This window comes from Acidovorax sp. Root219, from assembly GCF_001428665.1.
Lineage (GTDB): Bacteria > Pseudomonadota > Gammaproteobacteria > Burkholderiales > Burkholderiaceae_C > Acidovorax.
Genome location: NZ_LMIJ01000013.1, coordinates 92,772 through 114,494, shown reverse-complemented (window position 1 = coordinate 114,494; position 21,723 = coordinate 92,772). Strand labels below are relative to the sequence as shown.

The window sequence follows — 21,723 nt, the reverse complement described above, 5'->3', positions numbered from 1 at the left end:
ACCATGAGTATCGAAATTCGCAACGTCAGCAAGCAGTTCGGCGACTTCCATGCCCTGCGCGACGTGAGCCTGGACATCGCCTCGGGCGAGCTGATCGCGCTGCTCGGCCCCTCGGGCTGCGGCAAGACCACGCTCTTGCGCATCATCGCCGGGCTGGAGACGGCCGACGTGGGCACCATCCACTTCTCGGGCGAGGACACCACCGACGTGCACGTGCGCGAGCGCAACGTGGGCTTTGTGTTCCAGCACTACGCGCTGTTCCGCCACATGACGGTGTTCGAGAACGTGGCCTTCGGCCTGCGCGTCAAGCCGCGCAGCGAACGCCCGAGCGAGGCACAGATCAAGAAGAAGGTCACCGACCTGCTCAAGCTGGTGCAGCTCGACTGGCTGGCCGAGCGCCACCCCTCGCAACTGTCGGGCGGCCAGCGCCAGCGCATCGCCCTGGCCCGCGCCCTGGCGGTGGAACCCAAGGTGCTGCTGCTCGACGAGCCCTTCGGCGCCCTCGATGCCAAGGTGCGCAAGGAGCTGCGCCGCTGGCTGCGCCGCCTGCACGACGAACTGCATGTGACCAGCATCTTCGTGACCCACGACCAGGAAGAAGCGCTCGAAGTGGCCGACCGCGTGGTGGTCATCAACCAGGGCCGCATCGAGCAGAGCGGCTCGCCCCAGCAGGTGTGGGACAACCCGGCCAGCCCGTTTGTCTACGGCTTCCTGGGCGACGTGAACCTGTTCCAGGGCCGCGCGCACGAAGGCCTGGTACACCTCGACGGCATGCAGCTCGACGCCCCCGAGCACGCCGACGCGCAGGACACCAAAGCCTTTGCCTATGTGCGCCCGCACGACCTCGACGTGCAGCGCTACGCCCCCGGCGCCGGCATCGACGCCGCAGGCCGCCCCCGCGGCATCGTGGCGCAACTGAGCCGTGCCATCGTGGTCGGGCCCATCGCGCGGCTGGAACTTATTCCATCGGACGATCACAAACCAGCGGACAATTCGAATCCCGAGATGCTGATCGAGGCGCAGATCCCCGCGCAGCAGTTCCGGGAGATGGGTTTCAAGGAGGGTGAGACGCTGGTGGTGACGCCGCGGCGCGCCCGGGTTTTTCTGGACCACGCTGCCAACATCTGACGCTTGCCTACCTGGTGCTTTTTGCTGGCACCCGGCGCAAGCCAGGGTGCTGGGGCCTCAAGGGATGACAAGAATATGGTGTTCAAGTGGATCGATAACGCGCCGCGCCGCATCCTCGGGCTGATCAGCCTGGCCTGCGTGGCCATGCTGGCCTTCGGCATGTACCTGCAGCATGTGGTGGGGCTGGAGCCTTGTCCCATGTGCATCGTGCAGCGCTATGCGCTGATCGGCGTGGCCATCTTCACGGGCCTGGCTGCTGCGCGTGATTCGCGCGGCTGGTGGATGTCGCTGGCCGGCATCGCCGTCCTCATCGCCGGCTTCGGCGCCTTTGTCGCCGCGCGCCAGAGCTGGCTGCAGTGGTACCCGCCCGAGGTCGCCACCTGCGGCCGCGACTTCTACGGCATGATCGAAAACTACCCCATCAGCCGCGCCATCCCCATGATCTTCCGCGGCTCGGGCGACTGCGCGGCGATTGACTGGACCTTTCTGGGTGGCTCGATTGCCAACTGGTCGTTTGTCTGCTTTGTGGGGTTTGGGGTGGTGATGCTGGTCGTGCTGGGGCGGCATCTCAAGGGTGGGCGCCGGGGTGGGGCCGGTTATTCGATGGCCTGAAAATTCTCTGCATCCACGCAAAAGGCGCTCCGAGGAGCGCCTTTTGTCTTTGCGAGAGGTTGGAGCGGCTATCAAACTCAGCGAAGCGGGTCTGGCAAGGCGATGCGTGGCAGGCAGCAAGGCTACTACGAAAGCTCAGTTCGTAACTCTAACAGAGCGGAAGACCTCGCTAAGCTGCACAGCAGCAGCACGCCTGTCTCCCATGTCGACGAGCCTGTCGAGTGCTCGCAAGAGCTTTTGCGACATCGCTAAGGGCATCGGTTGCTGCCGCTCGCTGAAGCGCTGAATCAAACCCGACAGCCGCCCTGGCAGCTGTGTGCTTCGCCATCCAGGAGGGGTTCCCTCTCCGGCGAGGAGGTGCTCAATGTTGTCAACGAAATGCTGAATCGGATAGTGCGCGAAGCTGCTTTCACAAAGGTTCATCCAAGAGCGAGCAACGAAGGCGACAGAACCGTGGGCTCGCAATATGGGTTCGAAAATCGGAATCACCGTTTCCACTTCGGCCCAGTTTCGGTTGGCAAAGCGAACGGCACCACCTGCGTATCCGAGGTCAGCGAAGAACAGGTGCTTGACGATGCCGACGAAGTCCTGCCCTGAGTATCCGCCGTGAGCATCGTGGCTCCATCCCTGGTAGGCCAGAACGCGTTGCGTGACAGACGAGAGCAGCGCCAACGCGGTGCGAGGAATCTCAGGGCTGTCGGCCATCTGGGCAATCAGATGATCTGTGAAGCACTCGCCCAAGCTCGCAAATGTCTCGTCATTGGTGGCCATGGCAGGCTCCAGGAACCGCCGTGTGCCTTCTTCTATAGGTACCCTCAGCGCGATCTGGGACAGGAATCGGTACAGATGGCGACGCCATTCGAAGTAGTCTGGGCCGTAGGTGTCATCAAGGTCTCGCCGGCTTCTCGCCCAAGCAGGTGCGATTCGCACAATCGTCCAATTTGCCAGACCCTCGCACCAGTCCAGGAATGGCCCCGCGTGCGGTGGATCCGCCAATGCGGCTTCCAAGGGAATGACCTTCAGAACTTTTTCCAGAAACGCGGTGTCCACGTGCATGGGGTTGACCCGCCACCCGGCATCGACAGTGCGGCCACGTCGACGGCGAGCTTGAACAGCCTCGCCTTCAGTGATTTGCACCCACGGATCAGGCCAAGTGGGTAGTGCCCCCAAGACACGCGCTCTATCTTGGAGACGTTGGAGTTCTTTGGCGACCACACCCTCAATTCGCGCGTAGTGTCGTGACTCTGGGTCTCCTTCAAGACCGTACTGAACCTCATAGAGCGCGAGCGCCGTTGCCAGCCGGATCGCCGCCCACGCGATATCTGGATACTTGGGCCACGCGCCCATCAACGCGCCGAATGCCGCGACTGCGATCTCCTCGTATGGATCGGCGCACAACTCGGTGAGCAAAGACTGAAGTGACTGGACGTCCCCGTCGTCCTCAACAACTGCGAGCAGTGCCCCCAGCCCTTTGGTGGCGTACAGCACCGGATGGTGCATGAGCTTCATGGTGCGGCTGAAGAACGGTTGTGGCACCTCTGGCGTCCGGGCAGCACGAGTGCACACATCAACCGCCCATTGCAAGTGCGGTTCAGACTTTTCAAGCATCAGGATAGCTGCTACACCTGCAACGGCCGATTGCCGTTGATGTGCCAGTTCCGTGTATTCATGTCCGGTCTCGAAGAGGTCTTCGGAGTCGAGTTCCATTGCCGCTGTTGCAGCAGCTTCGAGCGTGAGCGATTCCTTCAGCTTGCCATCATCGAAGTAAGAATGGGCCCAGTTCAGAAGACTGAGATAGCGCCCCATCTCCATGTGCCGGGCTTGCAGCGCCTGGATGTCCTCGCTAGTGGCCTTGGGGTTCTCGTGGGAGATAACCACGTTTGATTCGTCCGGGCTAAGCTCCGCGCGATAGTTCTCACGCTTGCCAATCTCCGCCCAAATCTCCGCTGTTTCCGCGAGGTCCGAACGCACTTCGGCATTGTCTCGTTGCTCGGCGTAGTCGAAGGGCAGGTCCCCTGGGAAGCCTTGGATACGCGCAGACGCTTGTTCTCCTAGCTCTCCGCCCCTGAGCACCATGAGCGTGCCAAGAGAGCGGATGTCCGCACGGCGCACTGGCAGTTCGTTGCTTTTCTTTACCGCCAAGCCGTGAGGTCTATCCTGCGGCGTGATGAATCCGATAAGGTTCGCTGTCTGCGTCATGTCCTCCACCTGACGTCGGATGTCCCAGTGCCAGAGCCGTTGATTCGTCGCGAGGGGCCAGGTTGATGCGGAGGTGTGTTGCGCCTGTAGGGCGATGGCGGCAGCGACAGCGAGGGCCCCTACGGACTGGTTTCCTTCTAAGGTCGCCTTGAGGACGTCGTCGACTGGGGTACCTTTTTCTAGCTCACGGAATGCCCAGGCCTCAAGGGCCATCCAGCCTGAGTTGACGGCCGAGGGCCCGAAGTATCCACGAGCACCCAAGTACAGGCGGCTGTCGCCCCAGAAAACTTGTCGCCCCCACGGAAACTGCATAACGAAAGGAATAGGTGTTTCATCACGCTCGTGGGAGAGGCGATGCAACTGCCTCCATGACCGAATAGCGTGGTTGGCAACTTCCCGAACCAGCCTCCTGCCCTGGTCCGGTGCTTGCTGCAGCAGTGAGTGGAACGGCTCCCTCGTCGGAGCCGCAGGAAAGAAGGAGAAATGGTCGTCGATGGAGAGATGGTCCCATTCAAAGTGACCAAAGCTGTGTGGCACCAGGTGGTCCCCGCCTCGCATTTTCTTCTTTACAACCACTGGGAGGTGCTTGCGCACCACAGACAAAGTGAAGTCGACCAACTCTGAAGGACAAGCGCGTGCGAGAAATGGGCTATGTGTGAACACGGATTTCACTGCCTGACGTGGCATTTGTTCCAGGCGGCTCAAATCTCGGAGGTATTGAGTGACCAGGTGGCCCTGGGTCAGCGAAGAGTTCAGCACTAACGTGCGCAACGCCGACTCTAGCTCGTCCAAGCCGTCCCGCCATTCCTCGATCTCGGCCCAAACCCCGCGCTCCCTCGAGAACTCCCTTCGATGACGTTGATGCTCGACGTGGTATAGCCAAGCTAGGCAAGTCTGTACGATTCGCTCGGATACCGGGTTTCGGTAATGGGAGAACATGTTCTGCCAGACCTCGAACGCCGAAACCACATCTGGTATGACATTGGTGGGAATCTCGGAAGCATGGTCCAGAAGCCAGTCGCAGAAGCGAGCCCAGGCTGCGACGTCCGAAGGATGCCCCCAAATGTCCGCATACAGCATGCGCCTAGCGAGGTCGAGGTCAGGAGCATCTGATTGCGCGAGAACGGACGCATTCGGCGTAGTCTTTTCAGCTTGGTACCAAACGACCACTTTGCGGACCCGCGAGTAGGCGGTATTGAGCATTGCTCGGTCAAACACCGCGGAGTACTGCGCGAAGGTCTCCAGGGAGAACGGACCGACCATCCATGCACGAAGCCATTGAGAGCGGAGTCTTTGATTGCCCTCCAAGGCCGCCAAACGTTCTGCCCAACTATCGCCGCGGGCAAGCTCCGTCTGGGATAGGAGTTCGACCACTCGCCCAAGCGCCGGCGGCTCTCCAATTTCGCGAATGACCTCTGGCCAGGCGTCATCCGCCCGGACCAGGTGTTGCAGGAACGACCATTCGAAAAAGATGTCATGGGAGAACTGCACGGTATGCCCGCGTCTGACAGGTCGAACGATGCCGTCTGCCTCCAGTTCGACGAGGGCCAAAGCATCGACATCGGCTATGGGGATGCGCCTTCCAAGTTGATGCGCTCCTGTTTTAGCCAACTGCACCAATACATTTCGCCGGTAGCCTACCCGCGTGGGATCAGCGCCGTAGCCCCCGCGCTCCCACCACAACGCCGCAAGATCGACTTCGGAAGTGGCCTGCGCATTCGACGAGTCAACCTCTTTGGCAAGCACGGCCGCAAAAAAGGGACGACGAACGACCGCGCGAACTGAATCACTGCCGAAAAGTAGCGATCGAAGAGCTGGCTTGGCTTGCGCAAGCGCCTCGGCTTCCTCGTCGTCGAAAGAATCGATGGTCAGGGTCCGCACTCCTCTTGAAAACAGTTGCGCAGGAAGCCAAGTGCGCAGCGGCTCAATTCCCGTGTCGCGGACTGTGGCCACAACGCACCATCCTGACAGCAACGGCGACGATTGGATGGTGTTCAGCAGGTCCAGGAGGATGCTTCGGTGTTCGACCTCTACACGGTCGATACCGTCGACAAACAGCACGCTGCCGCCGGAGGCCGAAACTTCCACAAGGAGCTCCTCCAGGCTGCCGTGCGTCATGCCTGCCGCGGCGGCGTACTGCGCCCATGTGCTCCCCCGCAAACGGTCGGACTTTAGGAAGAGGACAGTTCCAGAGGAGGCAAGTTGTTCGATCGCCGATCGGAGAACGACAGACTTCCCCGCACCCGGCATGCCGGCAATTTGCACAAAGCCAGGCGACGCCGCAGCCTCGACCACCGCTTGGACGCTGGCGTCGCGGGGCACACTCAAGCCAGAGATGCTGTTCGCGATTTCTGCGGCGGCAAGTTGGCTCTCCTGCTGTATCGCTTGCAGTGCTCCTTGCGCACTCGGTGCCCCAGCCAACCGGAAAGCGCCATTTAGGCGAGCGACAAGCGTCTTGCGGTCGTAGCCTGCAGCGCGCCCTTGCGAGACGCGCACCAAGGCCAGCAACCGGCGCCACAGGTCGTCAGCGCGGGAACGGTCTATTGGAGCCAGGATACCGGCGAGGCCAGCGACTGTCTGCGCCTCGGATGGTGAGCCTTCGGTAAGCAAGTCCAGGCGTATGAGGACAAAGTGACTCAGTAGCTTATGGGTGGCGGCGTCAATCTCGCCGGACGCAACTTTGGACGAGAGGATGTCGCGAACTGCCTCGAACTGCGAGAGCTTTTCTCCTGCGACGCCCTCGGTCTGCAGCTTCGCGACGAACTGTTCCGAGGAGCTCTCTGCTCGCGCCCACTCACAAAGCGTCTCGAAGTTTCTCTTTGCTGCGTCGGAGATTTCGCCGACGATGGCGGCCAGCCTGTCCAACGCAACCTGAAAACCTGCGTCCGAGAGTGTTTCGTAAGCGCGCTCGATCGTCTCTCGGAAGTCAGCATTCGAGCTTGCCGCGCTGATTACCAGCCTGCGCTTGACCTGCGCGCTGAAAGTTATTGCGACCTGGTCAGCGCCCTCTGCCCGAACGATGAGGTCGTCAAGAGGCTGTCCGAACGAACCTTGCTGCACGGAGACATGTCTGACTACGCGGCCCGGAAGGCCTGGGGCTGTCGTTTCGCAGAGCAGCGCTGCCACATAAACCGAAGAAACCGCATCCTCAAAGCTGAAGCCTTGGCCCCCAGTAAGTTCAGGCGACGTCCCGCTCGGTGCTGCTTGCGTGGTGCCTTGCGTCTCCTGACCGTCACTGCCTTGGTCTGTCGTCATTGCTAGGAAAGGTTGGAACAATACTGATCTGCGCGCGGCGAGAGATCCATTCTCCGCATTCAGGAGTATCACCGTGGCCGGGAGGGTTTGGTTTCGGCAGGTTAGAACTTTGTGCGCGAACTAACGCGGTTGTAGCGGTCAAGTCGCCGAGTGCGGTCGCGTGAGGATCTCCTCAAATCCTGCACGATAGTACGCTTCGAACGCCTTGCGAAATGAATCTCGAGCTCCGGCATTTGCTGAGGCGCGACGATTGAGGAGGGGGTCGAATCGTTGAATCCAATCATTTTCGACCTGACTGTAGGTCTCAAGCGATGCTGCGACGAAGTGCAGGCGAAACTGTGCTTCGGGATGCTTATCAGTTATGGTTTGCTGAAATACACGGATCTTGTAGTCGTTGGGTGAATGGGCCTGAAAGTCCTTCATGTAGTCCGAGACACGACGCGCTAGAGATTTCGTTTTTCCTACATAGATTCGATAGTTCTGGTTGCCCACGCCCATCGCCCAAAAGTAGACCCCTGGGCCGCTGTGCACACTGGCCGCGGCGGAACGAATGTCCTGCTTGCTGAGAATTGTGAGCCTGGCATCCGACAGAACCAAAGCAAAACTAGTTTGGACCTCCGCCATTTGGTCTGCACTGAGGGCAAACGGTTCAAGGCCTGGAAAATATGGGATCGACATAAGACATCTACGATGCGTTGGGAAAGTTATGCAATTGGTCATGCGACGGTCTTGTGCAGCTGTCGCATCTCGCATGATTCCATAGATCGAAAATCCTATTCGCTCTTCCCAGCCAGAATCTACATGCAGGGCATTTCTGCTGGGCGGATGGCGATGTACTGGCGGCGCGGCGGTGCGAAAAGATGACCTTACTGTCCCACATTAAACCCAAGAGGCCAAAGTCTCTAGACTTGAAAACGATGAGACTGAGATTCATAGGGCGAGCATCGCTTCCTTGAACGGAAAGCGCACGCCCTCCGTGCCATCCACCCAGGCGGGCAGCTTGTGCATCACGCTGTCGAACAGGGGGCTTGCCTGCCATCGCGCGAGCCAGGCCTGCAGCTGCGGCCAGGGCTGGGCATCCCACCAGCCAGCGTCAATGCCCGCAAACTGCCGCACGAAAGGCGCAATCGCCATGTCGGCCAGCGCAGCATGATCGCCCAACAGAAACGGTTGCCCGGCCAGCCGTGCCTCCAGCCCCTGCAACCACTCCACGGCCTGCACACGCGCCTGGGCAGCATCCGCCTCGGGATACCGGCTCGGGTACTTGCAGCGATCCAGCGCCTGCTTGAAGGGGCCGTCGCATTCGGCGATCAGCGCCAGCATGGCTGCCTCGTCGCCGTGGCTGGGCGTGAGCCAACCGGCGGGGTCGTTGCGGCCCAACGCCCAGCGCATGATGTCCAGGCTCTGCTCCAGCACGGTCCCATCGGGCAGCTCCAGCACGGGCACAGTGGCCTTGGGCGATGCCCGCATCAGGCCCTGGGGCTTGGCGCGCAGCACCACCTCGCGCAGCTCGCACACCTGGCCGCTCACTGCCAGGGCCAGGCGGGCGCGCATGGCATATGGGCAGCGGCGGAAGGAGTAGAGGACGGGCAGGGCGCTCATGCGGGCCCGCCTTCTTCCCCGTCCACACTCCCGCTGCGGGGCGGCGTGCCCGGCTGGCGGGCGCCGATGTGCTCCTCGCCCCGCGCCTTGGCCAGCTGCATCTGGCGCTCGCGTTCGGCCAGGGCCTGCTCCTGCTCGGGCGTGCGCGTGCCGTGGCAGTAGGGGCAGCTCACACCTGCCACGTAGTGGGGCGAGGCCAGTTCCGCCTCGCCCAGGGGCATGCGGCACGATCGACACAGCTGGTGGTGGCCGGGCGCGAGGCCATGGCCCACCGAGACGCGCTCGTCGAAGACAAAGCAGTCGCCATGCCACAGGCTGTCTTCCTCGGGCACCGTCTCCAGGTACTTGAGGATGCCGCCTTCGAGGTGGTACACCTCGCCGAAGCCTTGGGATTTGAGCAGCGCGGTCGACTTTTCGCAGCGAATGCCGCCGGTGCAGAACATGGCCACGCGCGGCTTGCCTTCGAGCACGCCGCCGGGGGCGGACTGCTCGGCCACCCAGGCCGGAAACTCCGCAAAGCTCTTGGTGTGCGGGTTGATCGCGCGCGCAAAGCTGCCGATGCCCACCTCGTAGTCGTTGCGCGTATCCACCACCACCACGGCCGGGTCGGCGATCAGGGCGTTCCAGTCCTCGGGCTTGACGTAGGTGCCCGCGTTGCGCGCCGGGTTCAGGCCGGGCACGCCCAGGGTCACGATCTCGCGCTTCAAGCGCACGCGCATGCGGTAGAAGGGCTGGCGCTCGCCCGGGGCCTCCTTGTGCTGCAGGGCGGCAAAGCGGGCATCGCTGCGCAGCCAGGCCAGCACCGTGTGCACGCCTTCGGGCGGGCCGGCTATGGTGCCGTTGATGCCCTCGGGCGCCAGCAGCAGCATGCCGCGCACGCTGTGGGCGTCGCACAAGGCCTGCAAAGGGTCGCGCAGATCCGCAAAGTCGGGCAGGTCGACGAACTGGTACAGGGCGGCAGTGAGGATGGATGGCGTGACAGACTGCACGGAGGCGGGTGTAAAACAGGACAGAAGGGCTGATGATAACGGTCACTTTTGGTTACGATGGGTGGTCGCCAACGCCGCAGCCAAGGTCGCCATGAGCAAGGAATCCACCGTCCATCTTTTTCGCCGGCTCGAGCAGCTCAACGGCATCGGTGCCGCGCTCTCGCGCGAGCGCGACATCGACCGGCTGCTGGAGAACATTCTGGAGGCCGCCAAGGCCATCACCGGGGCCGATGGCGGCACGCTCTACAGCGTGACCGAGGACCAGACGGCGCTGCGCTTCGAGATCGTGCGCACCGATTCGCTGGACATCCGCCTGGGCGGCACCACGGGCCGGCCCATCGATTTTCCGCAGTTGCCGCTGCGCAATGCCGATGGCTCGCCCAACGATTCGCTGGTGGCGGCCTATGCGGCCATCCACGACCGCACGGTGAACGTGGCCGACGCCTACAGCGAAGAGGGCTTCGACTTTTCGGGCACGCGGCTGTTCGACCAGCGCACCGGCTACCGCTCGCAGTCCTTCCTCACAGTGCCCATGCGCAACCATGACCGCGAGCTCATCGGCGTGCTGCAGCTCATCAATGCGCGCGACCCCGTGACCGGCGAGGTCACCGAGTTCTCGGCGGCCGACCAGAGCCTGGCCGAGTCGTTGGCTTCGCAGGCGGCGATTGCGCTGACCAACCGGCTGCTGATCACGCAGCTGGAGCGGCTGTTCGAGTCGTTCGTGAACCTGATCAACCTGGCCATCGACGAAAAATCGCCCTACACCGGCGGCCACTGCCAGCGCGTGCCGGCCCTGACCATGATGCTGGCCGAGGCGGTGAACACCACGCAGCAGGGGCCGCTGGCATCCTTCACCATGAGCGAGCGTGACCGCTACGAGCTCAAGATGGCCGGCCTGCTGCACGACTGCGGCAAGATCACCACGCCCGTGCACGTGGTGGACAAGGCCACCAAGCTGCAGACCCTGTACGACCGCATCGGCCTGGTGGACACGCGCTTCGAGGTGCTCAAGCGCGATGCCGAACTGGCCGCCCTGCGCCGCCAGCTGGCCTTGCGCCCGGTGGTGGACGCTGCCGCCGAGGCGCAGGAGCTGCAAGGCCTGCAGCACGGCATCCAGGCGCTGGAAGAGGAGCGCGAGTTCATGCGCCGCTGCAACCAGGGCGCCGAGGCCATGCGTGCCGAGGACCAGCAGCGCGTGCGCGACATCTCGGCCGCGCGCCAGTGGCGCAACCCGCAGGGCGTGCAGACCAGCTTTCTCACGGCCGAGGAGCTGGAGAACCTGACCATCCGCTCGGGCACGCTCACCCAGGCCGAACGCGACACCGTCAACTACCACATCGTTGCCACCATCAAGATGCTGGAGACGCTGCCCTGGCCGCGCCATTTGAAGAACGTGCCCGAGTACGCGGGCGGCCACCATGAGCGCATGGACGGCAAGGGCTACCCGCGCGGCCTCACTCGCGACCAGATGTCGGTGCAGGCCCGCATGATGGGTATTGCCGACATCTTCGAGGCGCTGACTGCCGCCGACCGGCCCTACAAGAGCGGCATGACGCTGTCGCAGGCGCTGGCCATCATGTGCAAGATGCGCGACAACGGCCATATCGACCCCGACCTGTTCCAGGTGTTCGTGCGCGAGGGCGTCTACGCGCGCTATGGCAAGGAGTTTCTGGAGCCTGCACAGGTGGACGAGATCCCCCCTGAGGTGATCGCCAGGGCGCTGGTCAGCTAAGAGGCCACTTGCGCCATCAGCCAGTGGTGGAAGGCCTCCATCGCCGGGCTCGGCACACGTGATTTCAGGCGCGTGAGCCAGTAGGCGCCGCGCTGCAGCTCCAGCGCAAACGGGCGCACCAGCCGGCCCTGCTGCAGCTCGCGCGTGAACATGCTCACCGGCAGCAGGGCCACGCCCGCGCCCTGCACGGCGGCCTCGGCCAGGGTCAGGGACGAGTCGAACACGGCGCCGCGCACCACGGGGCAGGGGGCACCGGCCGCCTCGAACCAGGCCACCCATTCGTCTACGCGGTAGGTGCGCAGCAGCGGCTGGCGCGCCAAATCCGCCGGGTGGCGCAGGTGGTGGGCGAGGGCCGGGGCGCACATGGCCGTCATGGGGGCGTGCAATATGCACTGCGCCTCGGTGCCGTGCCAGGCTCCGTCGCCGAAGCGGATCGCGTAGTCCAGGCCCTCGCCGGCCATGTCCACCCGGTTGTTGTGTGTGAGCAGGCGCAGGTCCACAAAGGGGCAGGCCTGCTGAAAGTCGCGCAGCCGAGGCAGCAGCCAGCCCACGGCAAAGGTGCCGACCACGCCCACGGTAAGCACCTCGCGCGGGCGGGCATCGCTCATGTGCTCCAGCGCGGCCGCAATGCGCTCGAAGGCGTCGCTGAGCACCGGCAGCAGCGCCTGCCCCTCGTCCGTGAGCGCCAGGCCCCGGGGCAGGCGGCGAAACAGCGGCTTGCCCAGCCGGTCCTCCAGGTTGCGGATGTGCTGGCTCACGGCCGTCTGGCTCACATTGAGCTCGTCGGCGGCGCGGGTCAGGTTCAGGTGGCGTGCGGACACCTCGAAGGCGCGCAGGGCGTTGAGCGGCAGGTGCATAAGTTTTTCTTGGGTCTCGGGTCGATTATTGTCGATGGTGCGCTGTGCGTCGAATCGGTATCGTTGCGGCTATTCCGTTCAACAACAGAGGTAAATGATGATTCGACGAGATTTCGTAGCCGCTTTCGGCTTGATCCCCCTGGCCACCTTGGCCCAGTCCATCCCGCAGAAAAACAGTGGGGCTGCGGCCGACGCTGCCTGGCTGGCAGACCTGAAACGCATCGAGGCCAGCGTGGGCGGCCGCGTGGGCGTGGCCGCGCTCGATACCCACACCGGCCGGCAGATCGCGCACCGGGGGGGAGAGCGCTTTCCCATGGCCAGCACCTTCAAGCTGCTGCTGGCCGCGCAGACCCTGCGCCGCGTGGACCAGGGCCACGACAAGCTGGACCGCCGCGTGACCTACGCCAAAAAAGACCTGGTGACCTACTCGCCCGTGACCGAGCCGCACGCCGATGGTGCCGGCCTAACCGTGGAAGAGCTGTGCGCCGGCACCATGACCCTGAGCGACAACACCGCCGCCAACCTGCTGTTGGCCAGCAACGGCGGCCCACCCGCGCTCACGGCCTATGTGCGCTCGCTGGGCGACAGCATCACCCGACTGGACCGCATCGAACCCGAACTCAACGAGGCCAAGCCCGGCGACCCGCGCGACACCACCACGCCCGTGGCCATGGTGCATTGCATCCAGGCGCTGGCCTTGGGCCAGGCCCTGTCACCGGCCTCGCGCGAGAAGCTGCAGGGTTGGCTGCTGGCCAACAAAACGGGTGACAAGCGCCTGCGCGCCCGCCTGCCCGAGGGCTGGAAGGCCGGGGAGAAGACCGGCACGGCATCGCGCAGCACCAGCAACGATGCCGGCGTGTTCTGGCCGCCAGCGCGCAAGCCCATCGTGGTGAGCTGCTACCTGACCGGCGGCGAGGCGCCGCCCGAGCAGCGCGATGCCGCCATGGCCGAGATTGGCGCGCTGGTGGCGCAGTGGGCCCTGGCTGCGTAAGTGTGCCTATCCGCTACCTCTGGCTGCACTTCGCGGCGCTTTGAAACTGGCACGCCCAATGCCAGTGCCCCCGTGCAAGGGCCGCCCCGCCGCGCTGGGGGCGTCCCCCTGGGGGGATGGCGCGCAGCGCCTCAGGGGGGCAGCAAATGTTTTGCGTGCAGGGCCATCATCTTTTCCTCGTTGGCCTCGATGACCAGGGTCTCGAAACCGCCCAGCATCGGCAGGCGCGCCAGCACCGCGGCGCGCACCGGCTCGGCGTTCTCGCCGATGCCACCGGTGAACACCAGGACATCGAGCCCGCCCATGGACACGGCCAGCATCGCCGTGTACTGCGCCACCTTCAGCGCGAAGTAGTCGACCGCAAAGGCCGCCTGCGGGTCGGCGCTGGCCAGCAGGGTCTGCATATCGCTGCTGACACCGGACAGGCCCTTGAGGCCCGACTCCTGGTACAGCAGCTGCTCGACCTGCGCGGCATCCATGCCCAGTTCGCGCTGCAGGTAGATCACGGCGCCCGCATCGATGGCGCCGCTGCGCGTGCCCATCGGCAGGCCGTCCAGGGCGGTCATGCCCATGGTGGTGTCCACGCTGCGGCCCGCCTGCATGGCGCACAGGCTGGCGCCGTTGCCCAGGTGCGCGGCCACCACTCGGGCCTGCCGCAGGTCGGGGCGCGTGCGGGCGATCTCGTGCGCCAGCCATTCGTACGACAGGCCATGGAAGCCGTATCGGCGCACGCCCTGGGCGCGCACGCTCTCGGGCAGCGCAAAGGTCTGGAACAGCGGGTCCATGCGCGCATGGAAGGCGGTGTCGAAGCAGGCGATGTCCAGCGCATGGCTGGCAAGGCGCTCTGATGCGGCAATGCCGGCCAGGTTGTGCGGCTGGTGCAGGGGCGCCAGCGGGGCCAGGGCCTGGAGACGGGCCACGATGTCGGGCGTGACGGCCACCGGCGCGCGAAAGTCCGCACCGCCATGCACTACCCGGTGCACCACGGCTGCCAGGTGCCAGCCGTCGTCGTGCTGGTCGATCAGCGCGATCACGGCCGCCATGGCAGTGTCGTGGTCGGCCGCAGGCAGGGGCGTGCGCAGCGGGGCCTCGGCCCCGGCCAGTTTTGCAGACAACTGCGCGCTGGTGCCGATGCCGGTCACCTTGCCCGCCATCAGCACGGCGAGCGACTCGCGCTCGAACACCTGGAACTTGATGCTGGACGAGCCGACGTTCAGCACCAGCAGCACCGGGGTGGCCTTCTTCATTTGATCAGCCCCTTGCTGCGGGCATGGGCCAGCAGCAGCGCCACGGCGCACGACAGCAGGCGTGCCCGCTGGCTGTCGGCCCGGCTGGTCAGGATGATAGGCACGCGCGCGCCCAGCACGATGCCGGCGGCCTCGGCACCACTCAGAAAGATGAGCTGCTTGGCCAGCATGTTGCCCGCCTCGATGTTGGGCACCAGCAGGATGTCGGCGTTGCCCGCGACCTCCGAGACGATGCCCTTGGTGCGGGCCGCCTCCACGCTGATCGCATTGTCGAAGGCCAGCGGCCCGTCGATCAGGCAGCCCGTGATCTGGCCCCGGTCGGCCATCTTGCACAGGGCGGCGGCATCGAGCGTGGCGATCATCTTCGGGTTGACGGTCTCCACTGCCGCCAGCACCGCCACCTTGGGCAGGATGTCGGCGCCGAACAGCGCATGCCAGAGATCGACGGCGTTCTGCACGATGTCGACCTTGGTGGCCAGGTCGGGCGCAATGTTCACCGCCGCGTCGGTGATGATGAATGCCTTGGAATAGCTCTCCTGGTCGATCAGGAAGGCGTGCGAGATGCGCCGCTCGGTGCGCAGGCCGGCGTCGCTCTTCACCACCGCGCCCATCAGTTCGTCGGAGTGCAGCGAGCCTTTCATCAGCGCATCGACCTCGCGGGCGGCGGCCAGTGCCACCGCTTTGGCGGCCGCATCGTGGCTGTGCTCGGCATCGATCACCTGCCAGGCAGAGATGTCCACGCCCGCCGCTTTGGCCGCCTCGCGGGTGCGCGCGGCGGGCCCCACCAGCACGGGGGTGATCAGCCCGGCCTCGTGGGCCTCGCGCGCTGCCTGCAGCACATTGGCGCTGACCGCGTGGACGATGGCAGTGCGCGCCGGCGCCAGCGTGCGGCAACGGGTCAGCAGGGTGTCGGCATCAAAGCTGTTCATCGGGGGATCACCAGGGTTGGTTGGAAAACAAACAGGACGCCGGACCGGGTCATATATTGGTGCTCATACGAATTTGCATTCAATCGGATAACTAGGCGGGGAGCCGCAGACAGTGCTGTAGCACGGCAAGGCTCCCCAACGACGTTAGCCGGTTGAAGGCAAATTCGTCAGAGCTTCTTGACCAGCACCTGGCTGCGCCGGTCCCAGTTGTACTTGCGCTTGCGCGCCTCGGGCAGCCAGTCGGGGTCGGCGGGCTGAAAGCCGCGCTTGATGAACCAGTGCATGGTGCGCGTGGTCAGCACGAAAATGCTGTCCAGGCCCGCAGCGCGGGCGCGCTGCTCGATGCGCTTGAGCAGCTTTTCGCCGTCGCCCGTGCCCTGGCTTTGCGGCGATACGGTGACGGCGGCCATCTCGGCCGTCTTCGCCTCGGGGTAGGGGTACAGCGCCGCGCAGCCGAAAATCACGCCGTCGTGGTCGATGATGGTGTAGGCGGAGATGTCGCGCTCGATCTCGGTGCGGTCGCGCTTGACCAGGGTGCCGTCCTTCTCGAACGGCTCGATCAGCTGCAAGATGCCGCCCACGTCGTCGATGGTGGCCTCGCGCAGCTCTTCGAGCTTTTCATCGATCACCATGGTGCCGATGCCGTCGTGCACGTACACCTCCAGCAGCAGCGAGCCATCCACCGCAAACGGCAGAATGTGGCTGCGCTCCACGCCGGCCTTGCAGGCCTTCACGCAGTGCTGCAGGTAAAAGCCGGTGTCGGTGGGCTGCTGCGCGGTGGGCAGCGTGGCCAGCAGGGCCTGGGCTGCGGCCAGCGGCAGCTCGGTGTCGATGGGGTTGTCATCGCCCTCGGGCTCGCCGGGCAGCATGCGGATGCCGGGCACCTCGGTCAAAAAGATCAGCTTGTCGGCGCGCAGCTCGATGGCCACGCTGGTGGCGACTTCTTCCATGCTCAGGTTGAAGGCCTCGCCGGTGGGCGAGAAGCCGAACGGCGATAGCAGCACCAGCGCGCCCATGTCCAGCGTGCGCTGTATGCCGGCCACATCCACCTTGCGCACCAGGCCCGAGTGCTGAAAGTCCACCCCGTCCATGATGCCCACGGGCCGTGCCGTGAGGAAGTTGCCCGAGATCACGCGCACCGTGGCGCCGGCCATGGGCGTGTTGGGCAGGCCCTGGCTGAAGGCAGCCTCGATCTCGTAGCGCAGTTGGCCGGCGGCCTCCTGCGCGCAGTCGAGCGCCACCGAGTCGGTGATGCGGATGCCGTGCGAGTATTTGGCCTCATGCCCCTTGGCCGCCAACTGCTCGTTGACCTGCGGGCGAAAGCCGTGCACCAGCACGATCTTCACACCCATGGCCTGGATCAGCGCCAGATCCTGCGCAATGCTGTGCAGCTTGCCGGCCGCGATGCCTTCACCCGTCAGCCCGATCACGAAGGTCTGGTTGCGAAACTTGTGGATGTAGGGTGCTACCGAGCGGAACCAGGGGACGAAGGTAAAATTGAAAACGGCGGACATGGGCAGCGAGGGGTGGGGCGACCGAACAATAAGAATGCGTTGGCAGGCCGGCATCATAAGGGCGTACCCCGCCCCGCGCTGCGGGCCGGTTCACACAGCCTGGCGGAACGCGCCCAGTTTGGCCGCAAACGGCTCCAGCACCAGCCCTTCGTCCGGCAGGCCGCCCTGCACCGGGGCTGCCAGCGCAATGCCGCAGTCCTTGAGCAAAGCGACCATCTCCACCGGGGCGATGGTGCCCTGGTGCAGCAGCGCGTCCACCGTGCGGCCCAGGGCCTCGCGGTGGGTCTGCAGCAGTTCCTGGGCGCGCCGGTACTGCTGCTGCATCAGCGCCTCGATGGCCTCGTTGCTTGGGGCCACGTCGGTGTTGACGTGGTTGTCCATCTCCACCGTCACGTCGGTGCGCGCCAGGCGCGCGCCGAAGCCGTGGTGGCGGATGTAGCGTGCCGCCTCGGCCGTCACCTGCTTGTAGTCCTGCTCGGCGCCGGTGGTGCAGGCCATTTCGCCGAACACCAGCTCCTCGGCCACGCGGCCGGCCAGGCCCACGCACATCATGTCCAGCGCGTTCTGCCGGGTGGTGGCTTTCAGGCTGGAGAAGCTGTTGTACCCGCCCTCGAACGACGCGATGTTGATCTTCACCTCCTGCGGGGCATGGCCGAACAGCACGCAGTAGGCCAGGCCGTGGCCGGCCTCATGCACCGCCAGCAAAGCGCGAAAGTCGGCGTTGGCGCGCTGCTTGAGGCGGTTCAATTCCAGCACCACCGGGAAGGTGGTTTCTGCCGGCCCTTGCGGACCCTGGCCCTGCACCAGCAGCTGGCGCTTGCCAGGCGCGAGGCTGATGGGGAACTCCTGCGCCAGCGGCAATTGCTCCTGCATGACCCACAGCGCTGCGTTGACCAGGTTGGCGCTCAGGATGGCGTGCACCGACGAGAACAGCGGCCGCGTGCCCTGCGCTGGAAAGACGGCATTGGCATACAGCTCATCGAGCACGTCCTGCCCGATGGCAAAGCGCACGCCGCACTGCGCAGCGATGTCGTCCACATAGCGCGTGCACAGGTTGCGGATGAGCTGCTCGTAGGTCGCCTTGCTGAACGAGGGGTAGATCACATGCTCGTTGCCCAGGCGCGCGATCTGCTCGGGCTTGAAGCGTTCGCCCAGCGCCTTCTTCACGTCGATCAGCGACAGCTTGCGCGTGAGGCGGTGGAAGATGTCGGCGTCGGTATCGCAGTCCTCCACGCGCTGGGCGGTCTCGTGGTACATCTCGTCGAGGTTGCCGCAGACGAAGACCAGCAGCTTGCTGTAGTCGGTCTCCCATGCGTGGTGCGACTGCTGAAAGCGCGTGAACAGCGCCTGCACCTTGGCGGGCGGCCACTGCATGATCTCGGCCAGCGGCTCCTGCAGCTTGAGCATGCGCTTGAGCTCCTGCCCATCCCATGCGTCGAGCTGGAAGCGGTAGGGGGCCTTGCCCGCGCGCGCGTCATCGTCGGTTTCGGCGCGCTCGGCCTCGTAGTGGGCGTCGGCCAGCTTGCGCTCGATGTTGGACAGCGCGCTCAGCGCGGGCGGCAGGCGCCCGTCGGAGAGCAGCGTCCACACGTCCTGGTAGCGCTCGACCTTCACGTCCTCGCCCTTGCGGTCCATGGTGCGAAAGCGCTGGAATTCGTCGAGCACCAGCACGCCCGGTGCGCCTTCGTGGATGCCCGAGTCGCCCAGCATGCCCGAGATGGTGGAGCTGCGGTAGCTGGCGCCATGGCTGAAGCCGTCCATCTGCACTTCCACGAAGCGGTCGTAAAAGCCCAGCAGCTGCGCCAGGCGTCGCGTGAGCTGCGTCTTGCCGGTGCCCGTGAGGCCCCACAGGCAGACGATGACCGGGCGGCTGATGAGCTGGGGCAGCACGTACCAGGCGCGCACGGCATCGATCACTCGGTCGATCACGTCGTCGATGCCGAAGAGCTCGGCCTTGAGCTGCGCGGCCGCCTGGGCCAGCGCCTGCTGGCGCACGGCCAGCTCGGCCGCCGTCACGGCGCCCGCAGGGGCAGGGCCCCCATGCGCATGCACGGGGGCCGGCGCTGCCTGCGCTGCGGTGGTGGGCAACCCGCCCGCGGCCAGTGCCGCGGTGGGGTGCAGGGGGTGCCGCAGGTGCGGCGGCACGTCGTTGGTGAATGGATTCATATCGTCAATCAATCAATCGTTCTGTAGCTTGCCTTGGGTCGCCTTGCGCAGGGCGACGTTGTCCGCGCGGCGCTGGGCCCCGCGGCTGCGTATGTGCTTGCCTGCCGCGCTGGACAGGCTGCGCCGGGCCAGCGCGGTGGCCACAGGGTTTCGGGGCGGGCCCGAGGGTTCGAGCTTCAGCACCAGGGGCTGCTTCATGCGGCGCAGCTTCTTGATTTCACCCTGGGCGTAGGCGCGGGACAATTTTTGGGCACTCATGTGCACTCCACAAACAAAAAACCCCGGCAAGGTAGCCAGGGCTTGTGGAGCGCTGCACTGGGTGCAAGGTGCGCTTGTTTGCCGTGGCTGGACTCGTGAATGCACAGTCCAGCCGGGGCGGTGGACTGTGGTCAGGCAGGAGCGAACAAGGGAACAAACATGGCGGTGACCTCCAGGGCTTTCAGCGGTGGCCGACATGGCCAAGCGTTGCGGAAAGAAGGCGCCATTGTGGCGAGCCGCGCAGCGTGTGGCAAGCCGGGGGCGTTGCGAAAAACGCTGACTGTCGCGTGAAAGGAACAGTGATGGCGTGCGCCGATCAATCGCCCTGGCGATAGACCCAGCCCGCGGCGTGCAGCCACTCCTGCTGGTCCTGCGTCCGTACGACCAGTTCGACCAGGTCGCGGCCTTCGTGCAGCGGTACCTGCACCGCCATGCCCGCGCGGTCTGCCGACAGGGGGAGCAGGAACTGGCGGTCATCCCAGAACAGGTAGCCGCGCAGCTCGGGCAACTCCCTCAGGGTGGCGGTGGCCATGCTGCCGGCTGCCAGCAGGATCGATTCCGGCGCTTCGTTGGCCTGGATCCAGGTGGTGTCCAGGCGGTCGGCCCAGGCGGCGGGCAGCGGGGCGGTCGCGCGCGGCATCTGCTGTGCCATGGGCGTGGTAACCCAGTAGTGCCCGGCGCGGGCCGGCTCGCGCGACAGCAGGTAGCGGCGGCCATCGGCCTGCTCCCAGCGGTAGTGCGTGCCGGGCTTGGCATCCGCCCACCACCAGCCATCGCTGCGCAGACGCAGGCCGTCGCACAGCGGCTCCCAATCCTTGAGCGCTGCGGACCACACCGAGATATCGATCTGCTGGCTGTCGGGCGAAACCACCTTCAACGGCTTGGACGCACGCCCATAGATGCCAAGCACGGCATCGACGTCGGTGGTGGATGACGTGGCCACCGAAGGCACGGTGGTGCTGACCTTGGCAGGCAGGGCCTGCAGTTGGCCGGTCTCCTGCAAGGCCCGCAGCATGATGCCTTCGGCGATGGGGCCGGGGCGAAAGCCCGGGGCGTTGCCCGTGAGCAGCAAGGCCATGCCGGCCTGGGGCAGCACGTAGAAGTCGCTTGCGCAGAACACCGTGCTGCCGCTCTTTTGCCAGGCCCGCACGCCGGCGGCGTCCAGGCCCGGCTGCTGCGTGCTGTCCCAGCCCAGGCCCCAGTGCCAGTCGGGGGCGAGGTCGATGCGCATGCCCTGGTTCTGGTCGCGGCCCATCTCCAGCACGCCGGCTTTCGAGACCACGCGCTGGCCATCCTGCTCGCCGCCCTGTATCAGCAGGGCGGCAAGCCGCATCATGTCGCCGGGCGTGGTGCACAGCCCGCTCGTAGCGTAGCCCATCACGAACTCCTGCCCTTGCCGGGCCTGGCCGATGTAGCCCGGCGCGAAGCTGCCCTCGGGCAGGGGCCGCAGCGTGAAGCCCGAGCGGCCCATGCTGAGCGGCGTGAGGATGGCCGACTGCACGAACGCGGGGTAGCTCTGGCCCGTGACAGCCTGCACGATGCGCTCGATCAGCGTGAAGCCATCGTTGCAGTAGACCGCCATGGCCCCAGGGGCGTGTTTGAGGTGCATGTCGGCCAGCGCGGCCTCCACCCCGGCTGCATACCCTGGAATCGGGGCAAACGCGAACATGTTGTGCAGGTAGGTGCCGGGCAGGCCCGAGGCGTGGCTGAGCAAATGCCGCACGGTGATGTCGCGGTAGCCGGACGACAGCATGCTGAACTGCGGCAGGTAGCGCACTACCGGGGCATCGAGTTGCACCAGCTGGCGGTCCGCGAGGATCATGACGGCCAGCGCCGCGACCACCTTGCTGACCGAGCCGACGTTGAACCGCGTTTCCGGCGTGGCGGGGGCGGCCGGGGTGGCTGGGTTGGCAGAGGTATCGCGCAGCACCCCGAAGGCCTCCTGCCAGACGATGCGGTCACCGTACATCACCGCAATCGAGGCGGCCCGTGTGTCACTGGCCTGCATGGCCTGGCGGATCTGGCGGCGGCCCCAGGCCATGGTGGCATCCAGGTTGGGCGCGGGGGCGCCGCTGCCACCGCAGCCGGGCAGCCAGGGGGCAAGGGCCGCCGTGCCGGTCCATGCCAGCCAGTCGCGGCGCGATGGGGTGGGGAGGCGTTCGTCCAGGGGAGGCTTGGAAGCAGATGTCTGCGGAGGCATTCGGGATATTCTGGGGTGCGCGCGGCGTGACGACATTGCCGGTT

The 21,723-nt window shown here is 65.2% G+C and carries 15 protein-coding genes; 4 read left to right on the top strand and 11 right to left on the bottom strand.

All coding sequences use genetic code 11. The features are described from left to right. The first annotated feature begins 3 nt into the window (after positions 1-3). Both ASE28_RS15635 and ASE28_RS15630 read left to right on the top strand, forming a co-directional pair. Entirely contained in the window at positions 4-1,128 is a 1,125-nt protein-coding gene (locus ASE28_RS15635; protein WP_057204261.1) for a sulfate/molybdate ABC transporter ATP-binding protein, read from the top strand. Positions 1,129-1,203: 75 nt separating this feature from the next. Continuing rightward, positions 1,204-1,740: a disulfide bond formation protein B gene (locus ASE28_RS15630; protein ID WP_057267416.1), complete on the top strand. Its 537-nt coding sequence runs from the start codon at positions 1,204-1,206 to the stop codon at positions 1,738-1,740. Between the two features lie 135 nt (positions 1,741-1,875). Here ASE28_RS15630 and ASE28_RS15625 read toward each other — a convergent pair whose 3' ends face one another. The 4 genes from ASE28_RS15625 to ASE28_RS15615 all read right to left on the bottom strand — a co-directional run bounded on the left by ASE28_RS15625 (position 1,876) and on the right by ASE28_RS15615 (position 9,785). Next, the gene (locus ASE28_RS15625; protein ID WP_057267415.1) at positions 1,876-7,194 is read right to left on the bottom strand and encodes an ATP-binding protein; all 5,319 of its coding nucleotides are present in this window, start codon (positions 7,192-7,194) and stop codon (positions 1,876-1,878) included. 138 nt (positions 7,195-7,332) lie between these two features. Continuing rightward, entirely contained in the window at positions 7,333-7,872 is a 540-nt protein-coding gene (locus ASE28_RS32060; RefSeq protein ID WP_157421997.1) for a GIY-YIG nuclease family protein, read from the bottom strand. Between the two features lie 252 nt (positions 7,873-8,124). Next, positions 8,125-8,796 (bottom strand): glutathione S-transferase, encoded by a 672-nt coding sequence (locus ASE28_RS15620; RefSeq protein ID WP_057267414.1) that lies wholly within the window; start codon positions 8,794-8,796, stop codon positions 8,125-8,127. Further along, positions 8,793-9,785 (bottom strand): rhodanese-related sulfurtransferase, encoded by a 993-nt coding sequence (locus tag ASE28_RS15615; RefSeq protein WP_057267413.1) that lies wholly within the window; start codon positions 9,783-9,785, stop codon positions 8,793-8,795. Before ASE28_RS15615 ends, ASE28_RS15620 begins: the two co-directional genes overlap by 4 nt. Before the next feature lie 91 nt (positions 9,786-9,876). Between ASE28_RS15615 and ASE28_RS15610 the strand changes: the two genes are divergently transcribed. Beyond that, the gene (locus tag ASE28_RS15610) at positions 9,877-11,517 is read left to right on the top strand and encodes an HD family phosphohydrolase (RefSeq protein WP_057267468.1); all 1,641 of its coding nucleotides are present in this window, start codon (positions 9,877-9,879) and stop codon (positions 11,515-11,517) included. On the opposite strand, the gene ASE28_RS15605 is transcribed toward ASE28_RS15610, so the two are convergent. Further along, positions 11,514-12,374 carry a LysR family transcriptional regulator gene (locus ASE28_RS15605; RefSeq protein WP_057267412.1) on the bottom strand — a complete coding sequence of 287 codons (861 nt, stop codon included), beginning with the start codon at positions 12,372-12,374 and terminating at the stop codon, positions 11,514-11,516. The two genes, ASE28_RS15610 and ASE28_RS15605, sit on opposite strands and share 4 nt — an antisense overlap. 97 nt (positions 12,375-12,471) lie before the next feature. Here ASE28_RS15605 and bla point away from each other — a divergent pair, with 97 nt between their 5' ends. Further along, positions 12,472-13,365: a class A beta-lactamase gene (bla, locus tag ASE28_RS15600; protein ID WP_057267467.1), complete on the top strand. Its 894-nt coding sequence runs from the start codon at positions 12,472-12,474 to the stop codon at positions 13,363-13,365. 131 nt (positions 13,366-13,496) lie between these two features. Here bla and ASE28_RS15595 read toward each other — a convergent pair whose 3' ends face one another. The 6 genes from ASE28_RS15595 to ASE28_RS15570 form a co-directional block, all read right to left on the bottom strand. Then, positions 13,497-14,612, bottom strand: a complete 1,116-nt coding sequence (locus ASE28_RS15595; protein ID WP_057267411.1) for an acetate/propionate family kinase — start codon at positions 14,610-14,612, stop codon at positions 13,497-13,499. Further along, entirely contained in the window at positions 14,609-15,541 is a 933-nt protein-coding gene (locus tag ASE28_RS15590; protein WP_057267410.1) for a bifunctional enoyl-CoA hydratase/phosphate acetyltransferase, read from the bottom strand. Before ASE28_RS15590 ends, ASE28_RS15595 begins: the two co-directional genes overlap by 4 nt. 167 nt (positions 15,542-15,708) lie before the next feature. Continuing rightward, entirely contained in the window at positions 15,709-17,055 is a 1,347-nt protein-coding gene (argA, locus tag ASE28_RS15585; RefSeq protein ID WP_057267409.1) for an amino-acid N-acetyltransferase, read from the bottom strand. 90 nt (positions 17,056-17,145) lie between these two features. Further along, positions 17,146-19,221 (bottom strand): AAA family ATPase, encoded by a 2,076-nt coding sequence (locus tag ASE28_RS15580; protein ID WP_057267408.1) that lies wholly within the window; start codon positions 19,219-19,221, stop codon positions 17,146-17,148. 12 nt (positions 19,222-19,233) lie between these two features. Then, positions 19,234-19,479, bottom strand: a complete 246-nt coding sequence (locus ASE28_RS15575) for a hypothetical protein (protein WP_057204289.1) — start codon at positions 19,477-19,479, stop codon at positions 19,234-19,236. A gap of 316 nt (positions 19,480-19,795) precedes the next feature. Beyond that, complete coding sequence (locus tag ASE28_RS15570) at positions 19,796-21,679, bottom strand: serine hydrolase (protein ID WP_057267407.1); 1,884 nt, start codon at positions 21,677-21,679, stop codon at positions 19,796-19,798. Between the last annotated feature and the right edge of the window lie 44 nt (positions 21,680-21,723).

What these genes read in the sequence shown, in the direction of transcription:
- ASE28_RS15605 (WP_057267412.1), bottom strand. Translation starts at nt 12,374, where the DNA reads ATGCACCTGCCGCTCAACGCCCTGCGCGCCTTCGAGGTGTCCGCACGC.
- ASE28_RS15625 (WP_057267415.1), bottom strand. Translation starts at nt 7,194, where the DNA reads ATGACGACAGACCAAGGCAGTGACGGTCAGGAGACGCAAGGCACCACG.
- ASE28_RS15580 (WP_057267408.1), bottom strand. Translation starts at nt 19,221, where the DNA reads ATGAATCCATTCACCAACGACGTGCCGCCGCACCTGCGGCACCCCCTG.
- ASE28_RS15635 (WP_057204261.1), top strand. Translation starts at nt 4, where the DNA reads ATGAGTATCGAAATTCGCAACGTCAGCAAGCAGTTCGGCGACTTCCAT.
- ASE28_RS15610 (WP_057267468.1), top strand. Translation starts at nt 9,877, where the DNA reads ATGAGCAAGGAATCCACCGTCCATCTTTTTCGCCGGCTCGAGCAGCTC.
- argA (WP_057267409.1), bottom strand. Translation starts at nt 17,055, where the DNA reads ATGTCCGCCGTTTTCAATTTTACCTTCGTCCCCTGGTTCCGCTCGGTA.
- ASE28_RS32060 (WP_157421997.1), bottom strand. Translation starts at nt 7,872, where the DNA reads ATGTCGATCCCATATTTTCCAGGCCTTGAACCGTTTGCCCTCAGTGCA.
- ASE28_RS15595 (WP_057267411.1), bottom strand. Translation starts at nt 14,612, where the DNA reads ATGAAGAAGGCCACCCCGGTGCTGCTGGTGCTGAACGTCGGCTCGTCC.
- ASE28_RS15630 (WP_057267416.1), top strand. Translation starts at nt 1,204, where the DNA reads ATGGTGTTCAAGTGGATCGATAACGCGCCGCGCCGCATCCTCGGGCTG.
- ASE28_RS15590 (WP_057267410.1), bottom strand. Translation starts at nt 15,541, where the DNA reads ATGAACAGCTTTGATGCCGACACCCTGCTGACCCGTTGCCGCACGCTG.
- bla (WP_057267467.1), top strand. Translation starts at nt 12,472, where the DNA reads ATGATTCGACGAGATTTCGTAGCCGCTTTCGGCTTGATCCCCCTGGCC.
- ASE28_RS15570 (WP_057267407.1), bottom strand. Translation starts at nt 21,679, where the DNA reads ATGCCTCCGCAGACATCTGCTTCCAAGCCTCCCCTGGACGAACGCCTC.
- ASE28_RS15620 (WP_057267414.1), bottom strand. Translation starts at nt 8,796, where the DNA reads ATGAGCGCCCTGCCCGTCCTCTACTCCTTCCGCCGCTGCCCATATGCC.
- ASE28_RS15575 (WP_057204289.1), bottom strand. Translation starts at nt 19,479, where the DNA reads ATGAGTGCCCAAAAATTGTCCCGCGCCTACGCCCAGGGTGAAATCAAG.